Below are 15,513 nucleotides of genomic sequence, written 5' to 3'. Positions count from 1 at the left end.
TCATGACCTCTGTTCGCACCCGCATCGCCCCATCGCCCACCGGCTTTCTGCACCTGGGCACGGCCCGCACGGCGCTGTATTCGTGGGCCTATGCGCGCCATCACGGTGGCCAGTTCGTGCTGCGCATCGAAGACACCGACGTCGCCCGCTCGACGCAAGACTCCGTCGACCAGATCCTGCAGTCGATGCACTGGCTGGGCCTTGACTACGACGAAGGCCCGATCTACCAGATGCAGCGCCTGGAGCGTTACCAGGCCGTCATCGACGGCATGTTGGCCGCCGGCACCGCCTACCGCTGCTACACCACGCCCGAAGAGCTCGACGCGATGCGCGAACAACAGAAGGCGCGCAACGAAAAGACCGGCTACGACCGCCGTTGGCGCCCGGAGCACGGCAAGGTGCTGCCGCCGGTGCCCGAAGACGTGAAGCCGGTGATCCGCTTCAAGAACCCGCGCGACGGCGAAGTGCGCTGGGACGATCTCGTCAAGGGCGAGATCGTCATCGCGAACAAGGAGTTCGACGACCTGATCATCCAACGCGCCGACGGGGTGCCGACCTACAACTTCGCGGTGGTGGTCGACGACTGGGACATGAACATCACCCATGTCTTCCGCGGCGACGAGCACATCAACAACACGCCGTGGCAGATCAACATCTACATGGCGCTCGGCGCGGCGCTGCCGCAGTTCGGCCACTTGCCGGTGATCCTCGGTGACGATGGCCTGAAGCTGTCGAAGCGGCGCGGCGCGGTGGCGGTATCGAACTACGAGGAGGGCGGCTACCTGCCCGAGGCGATGCTGAACTACCTCGCGCGCCTGGGCTGGAGCCACGGCGATGCCGAGCTGTTCTCGCGCGAGCAGCTGATCAGCTGGTTCGATGGTTCGCACCTGAACAAGAGCCCGGCACAGTGGGATGCGGCCAAGCTCTCGTGGGTCAATGCGCAGTACATCAAGCAAGCCGACGATGCGCGCCTGGCCACGATGGTGACCGCGCAGCTGCGCAGCCGTGGCATCGACGCGAAGGACGAAGCTGCGCTTGCGCCGATGTGTGCGCTGTTCAAGGATCGTTGCGCCACCACGGTGGAACTGGCGGACTGGTTGTCGATGTACTTTGTGGCCGCCGCGCCCAGTGCGGAAGACGTGGCCACGCATGTGACCGATGCGGTGAAACCCGCGCTCGTCGCGTTGCGCGATCGTCTTACCGATGTGGCTTGGGACAAAGCCGCGATTCAGCAGGCCATCAAAGACACCATCGGCGAATACAAACTGAAGATGCCGCAACTGGCGGTTCCGCTGCGCGTGCTCGTCTGCGGCCGTGCACAAACGCCGTCTATCGACGCGGTGTTGTCGCTGTTTGATCGCAACGATGTGCTCAACCGCTTGCGCACTGTTTAAAAACCGGTATATACTCTTGGTCTTCGCTCAACGGCGCTACCGCAGAAGTTGAAGCAAGATCCGAAGCGAAAGCAACAGATCGACGCTGAAGCCAAAACGGGGGTATAGCTCAGCTGGGAGAGCGCTTGCATGGCATGCAAGAGGTCAGCGGTTCGATCCCGCTTACCTCCACCAAGAACGGTGGCGTCGTCGAGTGAATGGAAAGGACACAGTCCCCTTCGTCTAGAGGCCTAGGACACGACCCTTTCACGGTTGTAACAGGGGTTCGAATCCCCTAGGGGACGCCAAATACTTCGGTTCACGCCGAGGTAAATGGCACGGGTGGTTGATACCCGGAGTCGCAAGACTCAAACTTCAGCACCACTGCGGAGTGGTAGTTCAGTTGGTTAGAATACCGGCCTGTCACGCCGGGGGTCGCGGGTTCGAGCCCCGTCCACTCCGCCACGAATCTTTCTTTGAGTTCAAAGACATGGGCACCCAAGGGTGCCCATTTTTTTTGGCGCCACGTTTTGACGCGACAGGAGGCAGGAATGGCTCGGTCGTTGTCTTGACGCGAAGTGCAGGCGGATGAGTGAATGAGCACCGCCGGCGCGAGTTCGGTGCGGGGGCCGCTCGCGGTGCCATCGCGGACATCTCGCCCGCCAATTCATCCGGCATTGCCGTGCGCGGTCGAAGCTGCGCCTCGCATACCGCCGGGACTGGCGATGCTGTCGAGCGTGCGAAGAAGTTGCTGTCTGCCTCTTCGTTCAAGAGTTCAAGAGGCCGCGACCCGCTCCATTCGTGGGGGTTCGCCGAAGCGGATGGATATCGCCGTACGGCTGCCGACCGACGCCCCACGGGTCCGCAAGTGCACGGCAACCACGACATCAGATGAGTCGGTCCCCTCAATGGGCGACATGGAATCGTTATCAGTCGCCAGGACGGATAGACCCATGCTTGTCCCGTTGGAAAACGCGGCTTGGGGCAATTAAGATGCCCGCGCCCACAGTCGATCAGCATTCAAGTTTCGACGCCGCGCGAACTAGGGATGCGGGGGCAACAGGGTGGGGGATGCGTTAGTAGCGCGCAGTCGCTACGGTACAGAGATGGGCCCGGATACGGCAGGCTGCCGCATGCCGAGGACCTGTCCAGGGAGCATCTATGAAATTCGCAGTCCTCGCACGTTGCCAATCCGAATCCGAACTCACCGCCGCCACCGAAGCGATCGTTCAATCGCTCGGGTTTGACCTGTGGGCCTACTCGGCCAAGGTCATCCAGGGGCCGACCCTGTTGCTGGACTGGTCACTGCACAGCTTTCCGCCGGCCTTGTGGAGTGCCTACGCCGGCGAGTCGTCTGGCTCCGACCCGATCACCGCCCGCTCGAAGCAGCACATGGTGCCCATGGCCTGGCTGACTGCGCAGATGCCTACGGCATCGGTCGACGCCGGGGGGCCGATCGACCAATTGCACGAGGCGGCGCGTGGTGCGGGCATCACTGGCGGCCTGTGTCTGCCGATTCATGACCTGGCCGGTGTGATCGCCACACTGACGCTGTGCACCACCCAACCGGTGACGCAGGATGGCTTGGAGACTGCGACGACCCATGCGTTGCTCTTCTCCAAGCATCTGCACGAAGCCTGCCGCAAGCATGTGCTCGAAGCGCAGCGAAGTGCCGCGCCAAGCGATCTCAGCCCGCGCGAGGTGGAGTGCCTGACCTGGGCTTCCAAGGGCAAGACCGCTTGGGAGATCGGCCGCCTGCTCGGTATCAGTGAGCACACGGCGATCTTCCATCTGCGCAATGCCTCGACAAAGCTGGGCACGGCGAGTCGGCAACAGGCCGTCGCGAAATCGATCCAGCTCGGGCTGCTGACGGCCTGATTCGTCAGTGCCCCATGGAGTGGCCACCCGGCATGGGTGCACCGGACATCGCCAGCTCATGTCTGGCGATGATCAGGTGAGCGCCGAAGAGCAGGGCCGCGATCACGAGCGCTTGAACGAGCCATTTGACGGATCGTCTGTTCATGATTGCGCCAGCAGCATGGGTTGGGCGTTGTGGATGGTCCAGACCGCGGGTTTGGACCGGAAGTTGCCGGTGCCCGGCTGTTTGGTGACCGGCCCCGCCTGCCCTTCATAGGCGGTGAGCCGACGAAGGTAGCCGGTGGCGTCGCCGTCGTTTTCGAAGCCGCTCACCAGCAGCCGGAATGAGTCGTAGGCATACGGCACCATGTGCGTCGGGAACGGCTTGCCCGGGTTCTTGCGGACAAAGCGTTCCTTCAGCTGCGGGTTCACGAGGTTGCTGTCGGTGTACCAGGTCCCTTCAAGGAGTTCAGGCCGTTCACTGACCGACGGCGCCACGACTGAAGCGATGTTGGTCACACCAGCGCTTCGCAGGCTCTGCGCCAGCTGGCTCAACGCAGGCTCAGGGGCTTCGACGAAATAGACGTCAGGCCGGGCGGCCTGGGCATTGGCCACGATGGCCGAGAAGTCCGTCGTGGATGCCGAAAAGCGGTGCTGGTGAACGATGTTGATGCCGTCCTTCGGCAGCTGAGCTTTCAAGGCGTCCAGATGCCCGTCGATGCTCGGATAGGCTTGCGTCAACAGCGCTACCGAGCGAATGCCTCGGCGCAAGGCCTCGCTTGCCCATCGCACTGCTTCATCTTCCGCCAGCGGGATGTTGGTGAAGTTGTAGCGGTTGTCGCCGATCGACGGCACCGTGCAAACGCAGATGTGGGGCACGTGGGCCAGGTTGGCATACGGTTGAACCATCTGCCCTAACTGGGAGATTCCACCGACCACGGCGTCGACTCGCTCCTGCCCGAGGAGTTTCTTGATCGCCGCCTGCGCCTGGATGGGGTTGCTTCCCGCGTCGGCCACGACGATCTCGTAGCGGTGCTTTGTACCGTGGGTATCGGTGCGCGCCATCTCGACGGCCTCGACGAAGGCGGTGCCGAGCGCGGCGACGGGGCCGGAGCGAGGCACGATCACGCCAATTCTGATGGTCTCGCGCTCGGCCGGCGGCTGCCGTCGTTCCGTCCAGCTCGCCGCGGCGAGCTGGACGACGAGCAGCACTGACATGGTGGCCACCGCCATCGCCGGCAGCGGCATCGGCATGCGCCAACCCGGCGAGTCCTGCGGGCTGAAGCTGGCCACGCCACGCAGATAACGCAGCAGGAAGAACAGCGCGTAGAGGCTGCACACGAACGCCAGGATGCCGGCTGCCTCGCGTGGGAACGAGTCGACGGCGCGCCACGAGAAATACTGGGCATGACGCATTGCGAGGAAGTTGCCGAGGTATATCTTGAAGAAACCATGCCAGCCGCCTTCGATGAAGCCCAAGGCAACGATCACCCCACTGCACGCAACGCCGTAGATCAGCAACAGGCCACGCTGGAGTGTTCGCAAGAACGCCACGTGGCACAGCAGCGGCAGGATCACGCCCGCAGCCAAGGTCCACATCAGGCCCGCCTCAAAGCTGGCGTACCCGTGAACTGCCGCAAGCCCCGCCGTGGCCACGATGGCCACGAGGGAGCGCCATCCATCAGCTCGAACTTCCTTCGACAGAACAGGTTCCATCAGCTTGTTCTCCCTTCGTCGCAACCTCGCCGGGCTGCCAGAGCTTGATCAAGCCGTGCTGGGGCAGATGGCCAGTGCGAACACCCCCGCTGATGTCATGGCATGACGGCCGTGGATTCTTGTCCCATGACCCATCACCTTGGCTTCGAAAGAATCAGCGGACCACTCGATGACGATGTCCTGCAGATCGAGGTAGCGGTCAACACCAGCCGACACTGCTTTGACGACGGCCTCCTTGATGCAGAAGGCCGATGGCAAACGTGATGCCAGCCCTTGGGCCCGTTCGGCCGGATGGAGAACCAAGTCGCCGAGCGGCTGGAGCGCTGGCGCTCGATCTGCCGCGCACAGGTCGATGCCGAGGCCGGTCATCTCGTGGTGGTGGCCAGCAACGGCGATGCACCAGCCGGCGTCGTGGGTGATGCTGCCCAATGTCCCCGCTGGCCATGCCGGCGCGCCACGCACGCCGGCCGGCAAAGCGTCGACCGGGCTGCCGACCATGGCCAGCGCACGATGAGCGCACCAGCGGCCGCCAATGAAGTCTCGCTGACGCGACGCAACCGCGTTGGCCACCAGCAGAGAATCGGCCAGCGGGATCGCCCACTCCGTTGACGCATGGGCGGCGGCCAGTGCAAAACCTGCGGGCAGCCATGCGGCAACCGCGTCCGCGATGGCGTGCAGCGCCGCATCGGTGCCCGGCGCATAGGCCACGGGCGTCATGTCGGCTGCGCCGCCTCTCGCAGCCAGGCCGCAGCCCGCTCGGCCAGCATCATGCAGGTGAGGTTGGTGGGGGTGCTGGGGATGGCGGGCATCACGGACGCGTCGACGATGTGCAGGCCCTCGAGCTGGTGGACTCGGAAGTGGCCGTCCACCACGGCCATCGGATCGCCAGCCGCGCCCATGCGGGCCGTGCCAACGGCATGCCAGGTTCCACTGAGCATTCGGTGCACGGCATTGCGCAACAGGGTGTCGCTGCGCAGCAGATTTTCCTGCCACATGAAGACAGAGCGGGTGATGGCCTGCAACGGTTCACGCTGGATCAGTTGCCACCCCAAGCGGACGCCGGCCATCAACCGGTCGATGTCGTGCGCATCGGCGCCCAGGTTGAGTTCGACAACGGGGTCGAACGAGGCCGATGGATCACGCAGCAGCACTCGGCCGTGCGAACGGGGGCGTGACAGCATCACCGACAGTGCATTGGCTGTCGGCGAGCCGAGCATGCTGGCCAGCATGGGAATGTTGGATGTAGGAAAGTCGCCGAGGAAGGACAGGTTCAAGTCCGGCGCGCCGCCGGGCGTGCTGGCCGCACGCGCCATGACCTGGTGCTGGGCATGCGCCGCGCGGCCTGCCGTGGAGGCGTCGCGCGGGACCATCCACATCATCACGGCGGGGTGGTCGACCAGGTGGGCGCCGACGCCGGGCAGGTGAGCCACCGGCTTGATGCCAAGGTCGGACACCAACGCGCGGTCCCCGATGCCAGAGCGCATCAGCAACGCCGGCGTGTTGATCGCACCTGCGCAAACGATCACCCGCTTGCTCGTCACGGTGCGCCGCCCGCCTGGGCCCGACACCTCGACGCCCACGACCGTGCGGCCGTCAAAGAGCAATCGCTCGACCAGCGTGCCACCGGCGATGTGCAGGTTGCTGCGCGTGCGGGCCGCTTGCAGATGCGTCAGGGCACTGGACATGCGGCGCCCGTCCACGACATTGCATGGCAGGGCACCGACACCGGGTTCGGCGCCAGCGTTCAGGTCGTCGATCAGGGGCCAGCCGTGTTGAAGGCAGGCGCTGCGGAATGCGGCCTGCGCGGGGCTCAATTCCGCCATCGGCGCGCGGCGGATCGGAACCGCACCCGCATTGCCATGCAGAGGGCCACCGAAGTCGTGGTCATGTTCGAGTGCGCGGAACCACGGCAGCACCTGCTCCCAGCACCATTCGTCGCCTGCCTGCGCGGACCAGCGCTCCCAGTCAGCTGCGGGTGGGCGTAGCGCGACCGCGCCGTTGACCGAGGACGATCCTCCGACCAGCTTGCCGATCGCGTAAGGGAATGTCTGCAGCGACGTACCGGCGGCCTGGTCAGTTTGGACCACGGCCTTGGCCGCGGCCCACGCGGCGCGTGGCGAGGCGGCGAGCACGCCGGCCGAGCGCACCATGTCCCGTACACCTTGGCCAAGCCCGCTGCTGCGCACGTAGGCGTTCAGCGGCCAGTTGACGCCGCGCAGCACGGCCGCCCGGGCGTCGAGGACCTGCGCGGGCATCGCTTCCGGTGTCGGAAAGTCGGGCCCGGCTTCCAACAGCAATACGCGGCGATCGGGCTCTTCGGAAAGCCTTGCGGCGAGGACTGCGCCGCTGGAGCCCGCGCCGACAATGATGTCGTCGAAGACCTCTGGCCATGATGCCCAGGGGCCGGTGTCGCCAAGAGAGGTCATCGCGTCGCCAGGAGCCCGGGGGCTGCGAGTTCGTTGATCCAATGGGCCAGGTGGTGCATCAGTGGCTGGGCATCGTCACGAAGGTAGAAGTGCCCCCCCGCGAACCAGTGCGTCCGGCTGGGGCCGCAGGTCAATGCGGACCAGGCCTGCAGGCCGCTGGCAGTCACGGCATCGTCCTGGTTTCCGGCACACGCCACGAGCGGACAACTCAGCACGGGCTGCTCCTTGCACTGGTAGGTCTCCAGCACTTCATAGTCCGCGCGTACAGCCGGCAGCAGCATCCGCATCATCGTCGGGTCCGCAAGCAATGCGCCCGGTGTCCCGCCCAGCGCACCGAGGTTGCGCAGCAGGTCTTCGTCGTTGGCGTTGTGCCAGAGGGTCCGGTCCAGTTGCATGCGATGCGGCGCACCATGACCCGAGACGACGAGCAGCGCCGGCTCACGGCCGAAGCGTTGCGACATCGAGCGCGCGACGGCATGCGCCACGACGGCGCCCATGCTGTGGCCAAACAGCACGAGGGGCACGTCGCTCATCGGCACCAGTTCGCGCAACACATGGTCCACCAGCAGATCCATGCGCCGCAGCGGCGTCTCGCTGAACCGGTCTTCGCGCGCCGGCCATTGGATGGCCAGCGCTTCGGCGCCAACGGGAAATCCGTCGACCATGCGCCGGTAGACGCTGGCTCCCGCGCCGCACCACGGGAAGCAGACGATCCGAACGCGCGGCCGGTCGAGCCGGCGCCATGCCCGGATGCACGATGTGCGCTTGGCGTTCACGTTCAACACCGGCGCGGCTTCAAGCGAGGCCATGGGCGATCTTCTCCGCAGTCATGAGGCACGTCAGGTGCGGCGGCGCGCTCGGAATGCTCGGGAACACGGAAGCATCCGCCACCCAGACGTTCTGGGCCCCATGCAGCCGTCCAGTCGGATCAACGACGGCGCCTGCATCCGCCGAGCGGCCCATGCGGGCCGTGCCGCAGCCGTGCGCGCTCGGTCGCACGAAGCTGCGAACAGCTTGCTCGAGCGCCGCCGGAGACCGCACCATTGCGTCCGTCCAGGCCAGCAGGCGAGAGAACTTGTCGCGCAGCAATGGGCGCTGCAAGAGATCCCAGCCGAGCTTCACCGCATCGCGCAATGGCGCGGCGTCTTCGGCGTGGCCGAGCAGGTTGTTCGACACGATGGGGGGCGTACGCGGGTCGGCGCTCGCCAGACGAACCTGGCCACTCGACAGCGGCTTGTTGAAACACACCGTCAGCCCGGCGACAACCGCCGCCTCATCTGCTGACGCCAAGTGCGGGAACATCGCCCGCGCATCGATGCCGGACATCATGCACAGGTGCATGTCGTTGGCATGGCCGGACAGGCCCGACGTGAATCGCAGCAGGCTCTGGCGCAATGGCTCGCCACGAACGCAGGTGCCCGGGCGCGGCGCGCCCCAGATGCCGATCACCGGATGCTCCATCAGATGGCCTCCGACGCCATGCAGGGGCACCTCGACGGGGATCCGCAGGTCGCGCAGCGCAGTCGGCTCGCCCACGCCCGATCGCATCAGGATCGCCGGTGTGCTCATCACGCCGGCACACAGGATCACCTTGTCGGCGTGATAGGTGCGCAGCTCGCCATCGACGTCGGCCAGCACACCCGTGCATCGGCCGGTGCGGTCCCACAGAAGACGATGCACGTGAACACCGCAGTGGATGTCCAGATTGCTGCCCGATGCGACCGGGGCGAGATAGGCATCCGCTGCCGAGACGCGCACGCCATCGACGACGTTGCGCGGTATGACACCGACGCCGGTTCCCGACGGATCGTTGTGGTCGTCAGTTGGCGCAAAGCCGGCGTCCAGGCAGGCCTGCACCAGCGAGCCGTGCAATGGCGCCAGCACGTCGATGGCCTCGCGGCGGATCGGCATCGGGCCGCCGCGACCGTGGAGCTCGCTCGGCCCCAACGGATCGTCCTCGAGCGCGCGGAAGACCGGCAACACGGCATCCCAGCCCCACGCCTCGCCGCAGGCTTCAGCCCACTCGGCATGGTCCTGGGGTGTACCGCGCAGCGCCTGCGTTGCATTGACGGCCGAGGAGCCGCCGAGGAGGCGGCCGGCTTCGTAATCGAAGACGCTGCCCCCGCTCGCGCCGGGCCGCGCCTCGCCCTTGATCGCCGTGCGGTACTTCCAGTTCAGCCCCGGCATGACCGCAGGCTGGTTCCCGTTGCGGACAGCGGCGCGCGCCTGATCGGCCGGCAGGCGCGGGCCGGCTTCGAGCAGGAGGACGCGGCGCGACGGGTTGTCGCACAGGCGTCTGGCCACCACGCAACCGGCCGATCCGCCGCCGATGATCAAGGCGTCCCAATGAGAGGCCCGGCCCGGTGCCTCCGGTGTCATGTCGTCACCTCTTCGCCGACACGGGCGCGTCCGAGCAGGCGCATCCAGTAGCTTGCCGGCGTCAGGTTGGCCAGCCGCTCAGCCTGGCCGGTCTCCAGCATGTGCCGGATCTGGATCTCGTCCGCGCCGAAGATGTGTTCGACCGGCACGCGCTCGCCGTGCGCTTCGAACAGGCCGCGGGCCAGCGATTCTTGGGCCGCCGGCAATCGACCGGCCGCCTCCAGGCAGCGCTCGCGCCAGGCCGCCAGTGGGACGGCGTCGACATGGTCTTGTCCCACCCGTTGACGCACCAGGTGGCGCAGCACCTCGACCAGCGGCGAGGGCGTCAGGTGTTCGAGGTGAACGATGGCTGATCGTCCGGCGCGGGCCAGTGCGTCCTGCACGAGCATTTCGCACAGGCGGTCGACCGGCACACCGTGCACGCGCGCCTGCGGCCATTGCGGCACCACGTCGATCTCGCTGGCCAGCGCCAGCACGGTCATCGTCGCGTCGTGCGGCAGGTGGGTCGTGCCCGCAGAAGGCGGCAGCGCGTGGCTGGTGCGATAGATCCGCACCGGCAGACCTTCCGCTCCGGCTTGCCACAGCACCTGCTCGGCCACCCACTTCGACTGGGCATAGCCGGTCAGCAGGCCGTTGGCGTCTGTGTGCAGCGACTCGCCGGTCAGCAGTTCGACCTGCCCATCGCGCAGCCGGCGACAGACGGTCATCGGCGACAAGGTGAACACCGGCTTGCCCAGCTCGACCAACTGGGTGAGCGGCAAGACGTTGACTTGGCGATGCGCCTCGTACGCCTGCAGCACGCCGACCGTGGCGGCGAGGTGGAACACGCCGTCCACCCGATCCCGAAGCGTCTGCCAAGCATCCTCGGACAGGCCGAAGCGCGCTTCCCGCAAGTCTGCGCGCAGGACAGTCACGCGGGCCTGGGCCTGTTCGAGCAGGCCTTCGCCGACTTCTGCCAGGCGGGTTGCCAGACGGCGCCGTGCATCCGCCTCATCCGCGCCCCGAACGAGGCACACCACATCGAGGTGACTGGAACGGAGCACATGCGCGAGCAGGTGGGCGCCGACCCAACCCGTGGCGCCAGTCAGCATGACCGTGCGCAGCGGCCGCGTCGGCTGGGCAGTCACCCCATGCGGCAGGCCGGCTGACGTCAGCTCCGCGACGTCGCGCAGCAGCTGCTCGGCCTCGGCGAGCAAGCCGGTGCGCACCGGCTGGTCGTGTGCCGAGGCCGCGGCATCGCGCTGATCCAGCAGCTGCGCGAGAGCCGCCACGGTGAGGTTTTCGAACAGCTCATGCATCTCGAGCTGGACGCCCAGCGTGGTGTTCAGCTCGCGAAGCAGTTGCGTCGCCAAGACGGAATCTCCGCCCAGTTCGAAGAAGTTGTCTTCGATGCCGATATCGAACCCGGGGATCACTTGCCGCCAGATGTCCAGCACGGCCTGCTCGCGCGGCGTGCGTGGGGCGAGCTTCGCAGTGGAGCCTCCCTGGTCGACGTCGACATCCGGCAGCGCCGCCGCATTGACCTTGCCATTGGCGGACAGTGGCAGCTCGGCCAGCGGCATGACCACGCGGGGCACCATGTAGTCGGGCAGGCGCTCGGCGACGAAGGCGCGCAGTGCATCGGGGTCCAGCGTCGCGGTGGCCTCGTGCTTCGGCACCACATAGGCCGCCAGCTGCCGCGTGCCGGCGGCGTTGTCGCGAGCGAGCACCACGGCCTGGTCGACTGCTTCATGGTGACGCAGCACGCTTTCGATCTCGCTCAATTCGACCCGGTGACCGCGGATCTTGACCTGGCCGTCGTCCCGGCCCAGGATGATGATGTTGCCCTCGGCGTCGTAGCGGCCGAGGTCGCCGGTGTCGTACAGGCGTTGGCCGGTCGTCGGATGCACGATGAAGCGCTCGGCGGTCTTCGCTGCGTCCCCGAGGTAGCCTAGCGCCAGGCCCATGCCGCCGATGTAGATGCGGCCGCGAACATGGTCTGGCGTGACCTGCAGCGCGCTGTCCAGCACCCACATGGTCTGGTTGGGCAGCGCACGGCCGTAGGGGATGCTCTGCCAGTGCGATTGGACCTCTTCGATCGGGTGGAAGATCGACCAGATCGATGCTTCGGTGGCGCCGCCCAGGCTCACGATGTGGCCGCTGCAGCCTTGGCGGCGCAGCCGCTGCGCCAGATCGAGCGGAATGAAGTCGCCACTGAGCAGCACGGTGCGCAGCGCCTGCAGGCTCGGCGACGAGTGCTCCAGCAGGTCCGCCAGCATGCGCATCAGCTGCGGCGCCGAGTTCCACAGCGTGATCTTGTGGGTCTGCATCAGCGCATGCCAATGCGACGGATCATGGCCAACGCGGGGATCGGGCAACACCAGCGCGCCGCCGGCAGCCAGGACGCCGAAGATGTCGTACACCGACAGGTCGAAGCTCAACGAAGAAACGCCGAGCACCCGGTCCGACGAGCCGATCTGGTACGAGCGGTTGATCGCCTCGATGGTGTTGACGGCACCGGCGTGGTCGATCATCACGCCCTTCGGCACGCCGGTGGTGCCCGACGTGAAGATGACGTAGGCCAGGCGTTGCGATGCGCCCTGCAACGAGGCGGCGTGCGCATCACCGAGTTCCCCATGCCGGCCCTCGACGATTTCGTGGGTGCGCCATGGGCCTTGCAGCAGCTCGTCGCGCAGCACGCCGCGCTGGGTCAGCACATGGTGAGCGCCGCACAGCCGAATCAGCTCCTCCTGCCGACGCATCGGCAAGTCAGCATCGATCGGCACGTAGGCGCCGCCGGCCAGCAGCGTGCCCAGCACCCCGACGGGTTGCTCCCATCCCTTGCGTGTCACCACTGCCACCGGCGACTCGGGTGTCAGCCCCTCGGCCAGCAACCAGTCGGCCACGGCCACGGCTTCGGCAAGCACTTGGCCGTAGTTCATCTGGCGCGTGGACGACACGACGGCGAGCGAACCAGGTTGCAGCTGAGCCTGCCTGACGAACCCGGCATGCAAGGCTTCGTGGCTGGGCGGCGCGACCGTGTCGTTCGCCAGGCGGCGCCGATGGTCCATGTCCGGCGGCAGCGCCGTCACGCTAGCTTCCTGCCACACGGCGGGATCGTCGGCCATGCGATTCACCAGCGTGGTGTAGGCCGAGAACATGCCATCGAGAACGCCGGGCTCGAAAACGGCTTCGGCAGCATCCCAGATCAGCACCAGATCGCCGCCGAGCTCCATCACATGGTGGTCCAGCCACACCTGCGAGGTCTGGCTGATGCTGTAGACCTTGCGGCCGAACTGCTCCAGGTTGCCGACCTCTTCTTCGCCGCTCCAGACCAGGCCGCTGCTGAAGACGACCGGCATCGCGGCATGAAGACCGGCGCCGCGCGCGCGTGCCCATTCACGGCGCACGGCGACTCCGCTGTAGTGGCCGTTCTCCAGGTCCTGCAGCAGGCGGTCCTGCTGGCGCAGCGCGAAATCGGCGAACGACATCCCCGGCTGTCGGTTCACCTCATGCAGCACCAGCGACGTGAAGTCGCCCAGCAACTGATGAACATCGGCGTGCCACGGTTGGCGAGCGCCCGTCGTCACGTTGAGCGTGAAGTGCGGCGTCGCGCTCCATCGGGCCAGCACTTCCGAATAGGCAGCCAGCAGCAGCGCAGAGGGTGTCAGGCCGCGTTCGCGAGCGATGGCCTTCAGGCCGTCCCAGCGAGCCTTTTCCAGGCGTGCTTCACGTCGCTGAAAGCGCGGGGCGTGGCGTGCCGCCGTGTCGGCGCGCACCGGCAGATCCGGCGCAGCCGGCAAGAGTGGGACACGCTTTTCCCAATAGGCCCGGGCCGCCTGGTAGCGCGGCTGGCTCCGACTGGCTCGCTCGGCCTGCAGGTAGTCGCGGTAGGTGATCGCCGGCTCGCGGCCGGCCTGCGGGTTCTCGTAGAGCGCGTGCCACTCGCGGAAGAACAGGAAAATGCTCCACGCGTCGAGGATCAGCAGGTCCAGGCTGACATGCAGCCGCGTCTGACCGCCAGGGAATTGGGTCGCGCGCACATCGAACAAGGGCCAGCGGTCGGCCTTCAATACCTGATGCGACAGCGTGGCGCGCGTGGCGAGCGCCGCGGCTTCGGCGGTCGCCGCACCGGCGCTGCGGCAGTCGAGCGTCTTGATGTCGTAGCGCGGCACGGTCGACAGCACCACCTGTTGGCCGTCGGGGCGAACCACCGCGCGCAGCATGTCGTGGCGATCGATCAGCCGAACCAGCGCATCGTTGGCACGCGCCAGGTCCAGACCGTCGCAGGCCAGCTCGACGTAGAGGTGCGTCGCCACGCTGCCCATGTCGAGTGCGGCGTCGCGTCCAAGCCAGTAGGCGTGCTGGAGGTCGGTCAGTGCAAAGGGTTCGCAACGGCCGGCGGCGTCGTGCACCAACGACACGTCAGCATCGGTGGCGCCGAGTGCGCCGGCGCGCAGTAGCTCGAGCAGTTCGCTCTTGTGCTGACGCAGCTGCTGACGCAGCGAATCGTCCAAGGCGCCGGCCTTGGCGGCAATGCGCAAGTCGTTGCCATCACGCTGGAGACGGATGCCGCGCTTGTGCAGCTCGGCGAGTAGCTGCTTCATCGAAATACTCCTAGAAGAACCATTGAAGTTGGAGGTAAGCCAGCGGCTGGCCGCGGCCGTATTCGCTGTCGTCGTCGCCGAAGAAGCGCTGGACGCCGCCTTGCAGCAACAGGTTGTCCGATGCCGACCAAGCCAGCGACACCGAGGCAAATCGGCTGTGGTCGTTCAAGTTGGCCAGCCACATCGCCGTCGTCTTCAACAAGGGCGTGAACTCGTAGCTGCCGGTGAATCCGACGTACCGGGTTCCGGCAGGCTGTGCCTGCGCGCGCGATGGCTCGGTGAGAAACTGCCCACGCCGCTCTCGAAGAGGTTGGCTGCTGTAGTACGCCTCGACAGACACCGTCAGCGTGTTCTCGAACGCGTACTCTCCGCCGATGGTGGTCGACACGTAGCGCGTTCCGTGCCGTGGCCATGTTCCCGTGAACTCAGCTCGCACGCCGATGCCGCCGACCTGCGTGGCGAGGTCCAGGCCGGCCAGGTGGTCGCCCCAGTACCGCGCCGCCGTGAGGTTGACGTCCGCTTCTCCAACATGCGTTCGCCACGCGCCGACCCAGCGCGGATCGGCGCTGCCGGGCAGCGGCGCATAGGCCAGGCTCAGCTTCGACAGCGAGGCCATGCGCAGCTCGGCCAGCGCCGCGTCGACGCCGACATACTCGTCGCGTTCGATCTGCAGCGGGTTGAGCGGATTGAGCATGTCCAGCGTGCTCCACAGCCGGCCGGTGCCAATGGCGATTCGCTGGCGACCGGCCTTCACGTCCACAGGGCCGATCGAGGCCTTGGCATATGCGCGGAAGAAGTCGTTGGTGATGCGTCGCCGGTCACCATCGAGCCACGTCGATTGAAGATCCCAGTAGCTGCGCGTGGGGTGGGCCGCTTCCGCTTGTGCTTGGGCCGTGCCGAGGTAATCGCCAGCGCGCAGCTCGGTGTCGTTCTCGACGTGCAGCTCCAGGCTTTCCGGCACCACGTAGCTCAGCTTCAGCCGGGTTCGGTTGAGCAGCAGCGTGAAATCGTCCGCCGGCGGCATCACGGTGCGCGAACGCACGAGCATGGACTTGTTGTAGCCCGCGAAGCGCCAACCGTCGAACGCGGCCGCAGGCGCCCATGCACCGGCCAGCAGGAAGCAAGCGAAAAGCCGCGCGCAGCGCGGCCTGAGCACAGAGCCCGATCGTGCCATCG

Annotated in this window: 10 protein-coding genes and 3 tRNA genes; 5 read left to right on the top strand and 8 right to left on the bottom strand. The window is 66.6% G+C overall.

The window, feature by feature from the left end:
- Nucleotides 1-2: 2 nt before the first annotated feature.
- From gltX to VFY73_RS21160, 5 genes are all read left to right on the top strand, one after another.
- A complete protein-coding gene (gene gltX, locus VFY73_RS21180) occupies nucleotides 3-1,394 on the top strand; it encodes a glutamate--tRNA ligase (protein WP_329722506.1) in 1,392 nt (463 codons plus the stop codon).
- A 98-nt stretch (nucleotides 1,395-1,492) separates the two neighbouring features.
- A tRNA-Ala gene (locus VFY73_RS21175) sits at nucleotides 1,493-1,568 on the top strand.
- A 37-nt stretch (nucleotides 1,569-1,605) separates the two neighbouring features.
- Nucleotides 1,606-1,681: transfer RNA gene (locus tag VFY73_RS21170), tRNA-Glu, on the top strand.
- A gap of 80 nt (nucleotides 1,682-1,761) precedes the next feature.
- Nucleotides 1,762-1,838, top strand: a tRNA-Asp gene (locus tag VFY73_RS21165).
- A gap of 696 nt (nucleotides 1,839-2,534) precedes the next feature.
- Entirely contained in the window at nucleotides 2,535-3,251 is a 717-nt protein-coding gene (locus tag VFY73_RS21160; RefSeq protein ID WP_329722504.1) for a helix-turn-helix transcriptional regulator, read from the top strand.
- 4 nt (nucleotides 3,252-3,255) lie between these two features.
- On the opposite strand, the gene VFY73_RS21155 is transcribed toward VFY73_RS21160, so the two are convergent.
- The 8 genes from VFY73_RS21155 to VFY73_RS21120 form a co-directional block, all read right to left on the bottom strand.
- Nucleotides 3,256-3,396, bottom strand: coding sequence for a hypothetical protein (locus VFY73_RS21155; protein ID WP_329722502.1), 141 nt, complete (start codon nucleotides 3,394-3,396; stop codon nucleotides 3,256-3,258).
- On the bottom strand, nucleotides 3,393-4,829 hold the full coding sequence (locus tag VFY73_RS21150) for an ABC transporter substrate-binding protein (RefSeq protein ID WP_329722500.1): 1,437 nt from the start codon (nucleotides 4,827-4,829) through the stop codon (nucleotides 3,393-3,395). Before VFY73_RS21150 ends, VFY73_RS21155 begins: the two co-directional genes overlap by 4 nt.
- Before the next feature lie 165 nt (nucleotides 4,830-4,994).
- Nucleotides 4,995-5,663 carry a 4'-phosphopantetheinyl transferase family protein gene (locus VFY73_RS21145; RefSeq protein WP_329722498.1) on the bottom strand — a complete coding sequence of 223 codons (669 nt, stop codon included), beginning with the start codon at nucleotides 5,661-5,663 and terminating at the stop codon, nucleotides 4,995-4,997.
- On the bottom strand, nucleotides 5,660-7,372 hold the full coding sequence (locus VFY73_RS21140; protein ID WP_329722496.1) for a GMC family oxidoreductase: 1,713 nt from the start codon (nucleotides 7,370-7,372) through the stop codon (nucleotides 5,660-5,662). Before VFY73_RS21140 ends, VFY73_RS21145 begins: the two co-directional genes overlap by 4 nt.
- Nucleotides 7,369-8,181 carry a thioesterase II family protein gene (locus tag VFY73_RS21135; RefSeq protein WP_329722494.1) on the bottom strand — a complete coding sequence of 271 codons (813 nt, stop codon included), beginning with the start codon at nucleotides 8,179-8,181 and terminating at the stop codon, nucleotides 7,369-7,371. Before VFY73_RS21135 ends, VFY73_RS21140 begins: the two co-directional genes overlap by 4 nt.
- Nucleotides 8,168-9,751, bottom strand: a complete 1,584-nt coding sequence (locus tag VFY73_RS21130; protein WP_329722492.1) for a GMC family oxidoreductase — start codon at nucleotides 9,749-9,751, stop codon at nucleotides 8,168-8,170. The genes VFY73_RS21135 and VFY73_RS21130 overlap by 14 nt, the downstream gene beginning before the upstream one ends.
- Nucleotides 9,748-14,337, bottom strand: coding sequence for a non-ribosomal peptide synthetase (locus VFY73_RS21125; protein WP_329722490.1), 4,590 nt, complete (start codon nucleotides 14,335-14,337; stop codon nucleotides 9,748-9,750). Before VFY73_RS21125 ends, VFY73_RS21130 begins: the two co-directional genes overlap by 4 nt.
- A gap of 10 nt (nucleotides 14,338-14,347) precedes the next feature.
- Nucleotides 14,348-15,385, bottom strand: a complete 1,038-nt coding sequence (locus VFY73_RS21120; protein ID WP_329722488.1) for a hypothetical protein — start codon at nucleotides 15,383-15,385, stop codon at nucleotides 14,348-14,350.
- Nucleotides 15,386-15,513 lie beyond the last annotated feature (128 nt).

The sequence above is a fragment of the Ideonella sp. genome, from assembly GCF_036277275.1.
Lineage (GTDB): Bacteria > Pseudomonadota > Gammaproteobacteria > Burkholderiales > Burkholderiaceae_C > Ideonella.
Note: the sequence above shows the minus strand (reverse complement) of the source record. Positions and strands in the feature narration are given on the sequence as shown.

Coding starts and splice junctions, on each gene's coding strand:
- VFY73_RS21130 (WP_329722492.1), bottom strand. CDS start 9,751: ATGACACCGGAGGCACCGGGCCGGGCCTCTCATTGGGACGCCTTGATC.
- VFY73_RS21160 (WP_329722504.1), top strand. CDS start 2,535: ATGAAATTCGCAGTCCTCGCACGTTGCCAATCCGAATCCGAACTCACC.
- VFY73_RS21145 (WP_329722498.1), bottom strand. CDS start 5,663: ATGACGCCCGTGGCCTATGCGCCGGGCACCGATGCGGCGCTGCACGCC.
- VFY73_RS21125 (WP_329722490.1), bottom strand. CDS start 14,337: ATGAAGCAGCTACTCGCCGAGCTGCACAAGCGCGGCATCCGTCTCCAG.
- VFY73_RS21135 (WP_329722494.1), bottom strand. CDS start 8,181: ATGGCCTCGCTTGAAGCCGCGCCGGTGTTGAACGTGAACGCCAAGCGC.
- VFY73_RS21150 (WP_329722500.1), bottom strand. CDS start 4,829: ATGTGGACCTTGGCTGCGGGCGTGATCCTGCCGCTGCTGTGCCACGTG.
- VFY73_RS21120 (WP_329722488.1), bottom strand. CDS start 15,385: ATGCTCGTGCGTTCGCGCACCGTGATGCCGCCGGCGGACGATTTCACG.
- VFY73_RS21140 (WP_329722496.1), bottom strand. CDS start 7,372: ATGACCTCTCTTGGCGACACCGGCCCCTGGGCATCATGGCCAGAGGTC.
- gltX (WP_329722506.1), top strand. CDS start 3: ATGACCTCTGTTCGCACCCGCATCGCCCCATCGCCCACCGGCTTTCTG.
- VFY73_RS21155 (WP_329722502.1), bottom strand. CDS start 3,396: ATGAACAGACGATCCGTCAAATGGCTCGTTCAAGCGCTCGTGATCGCG.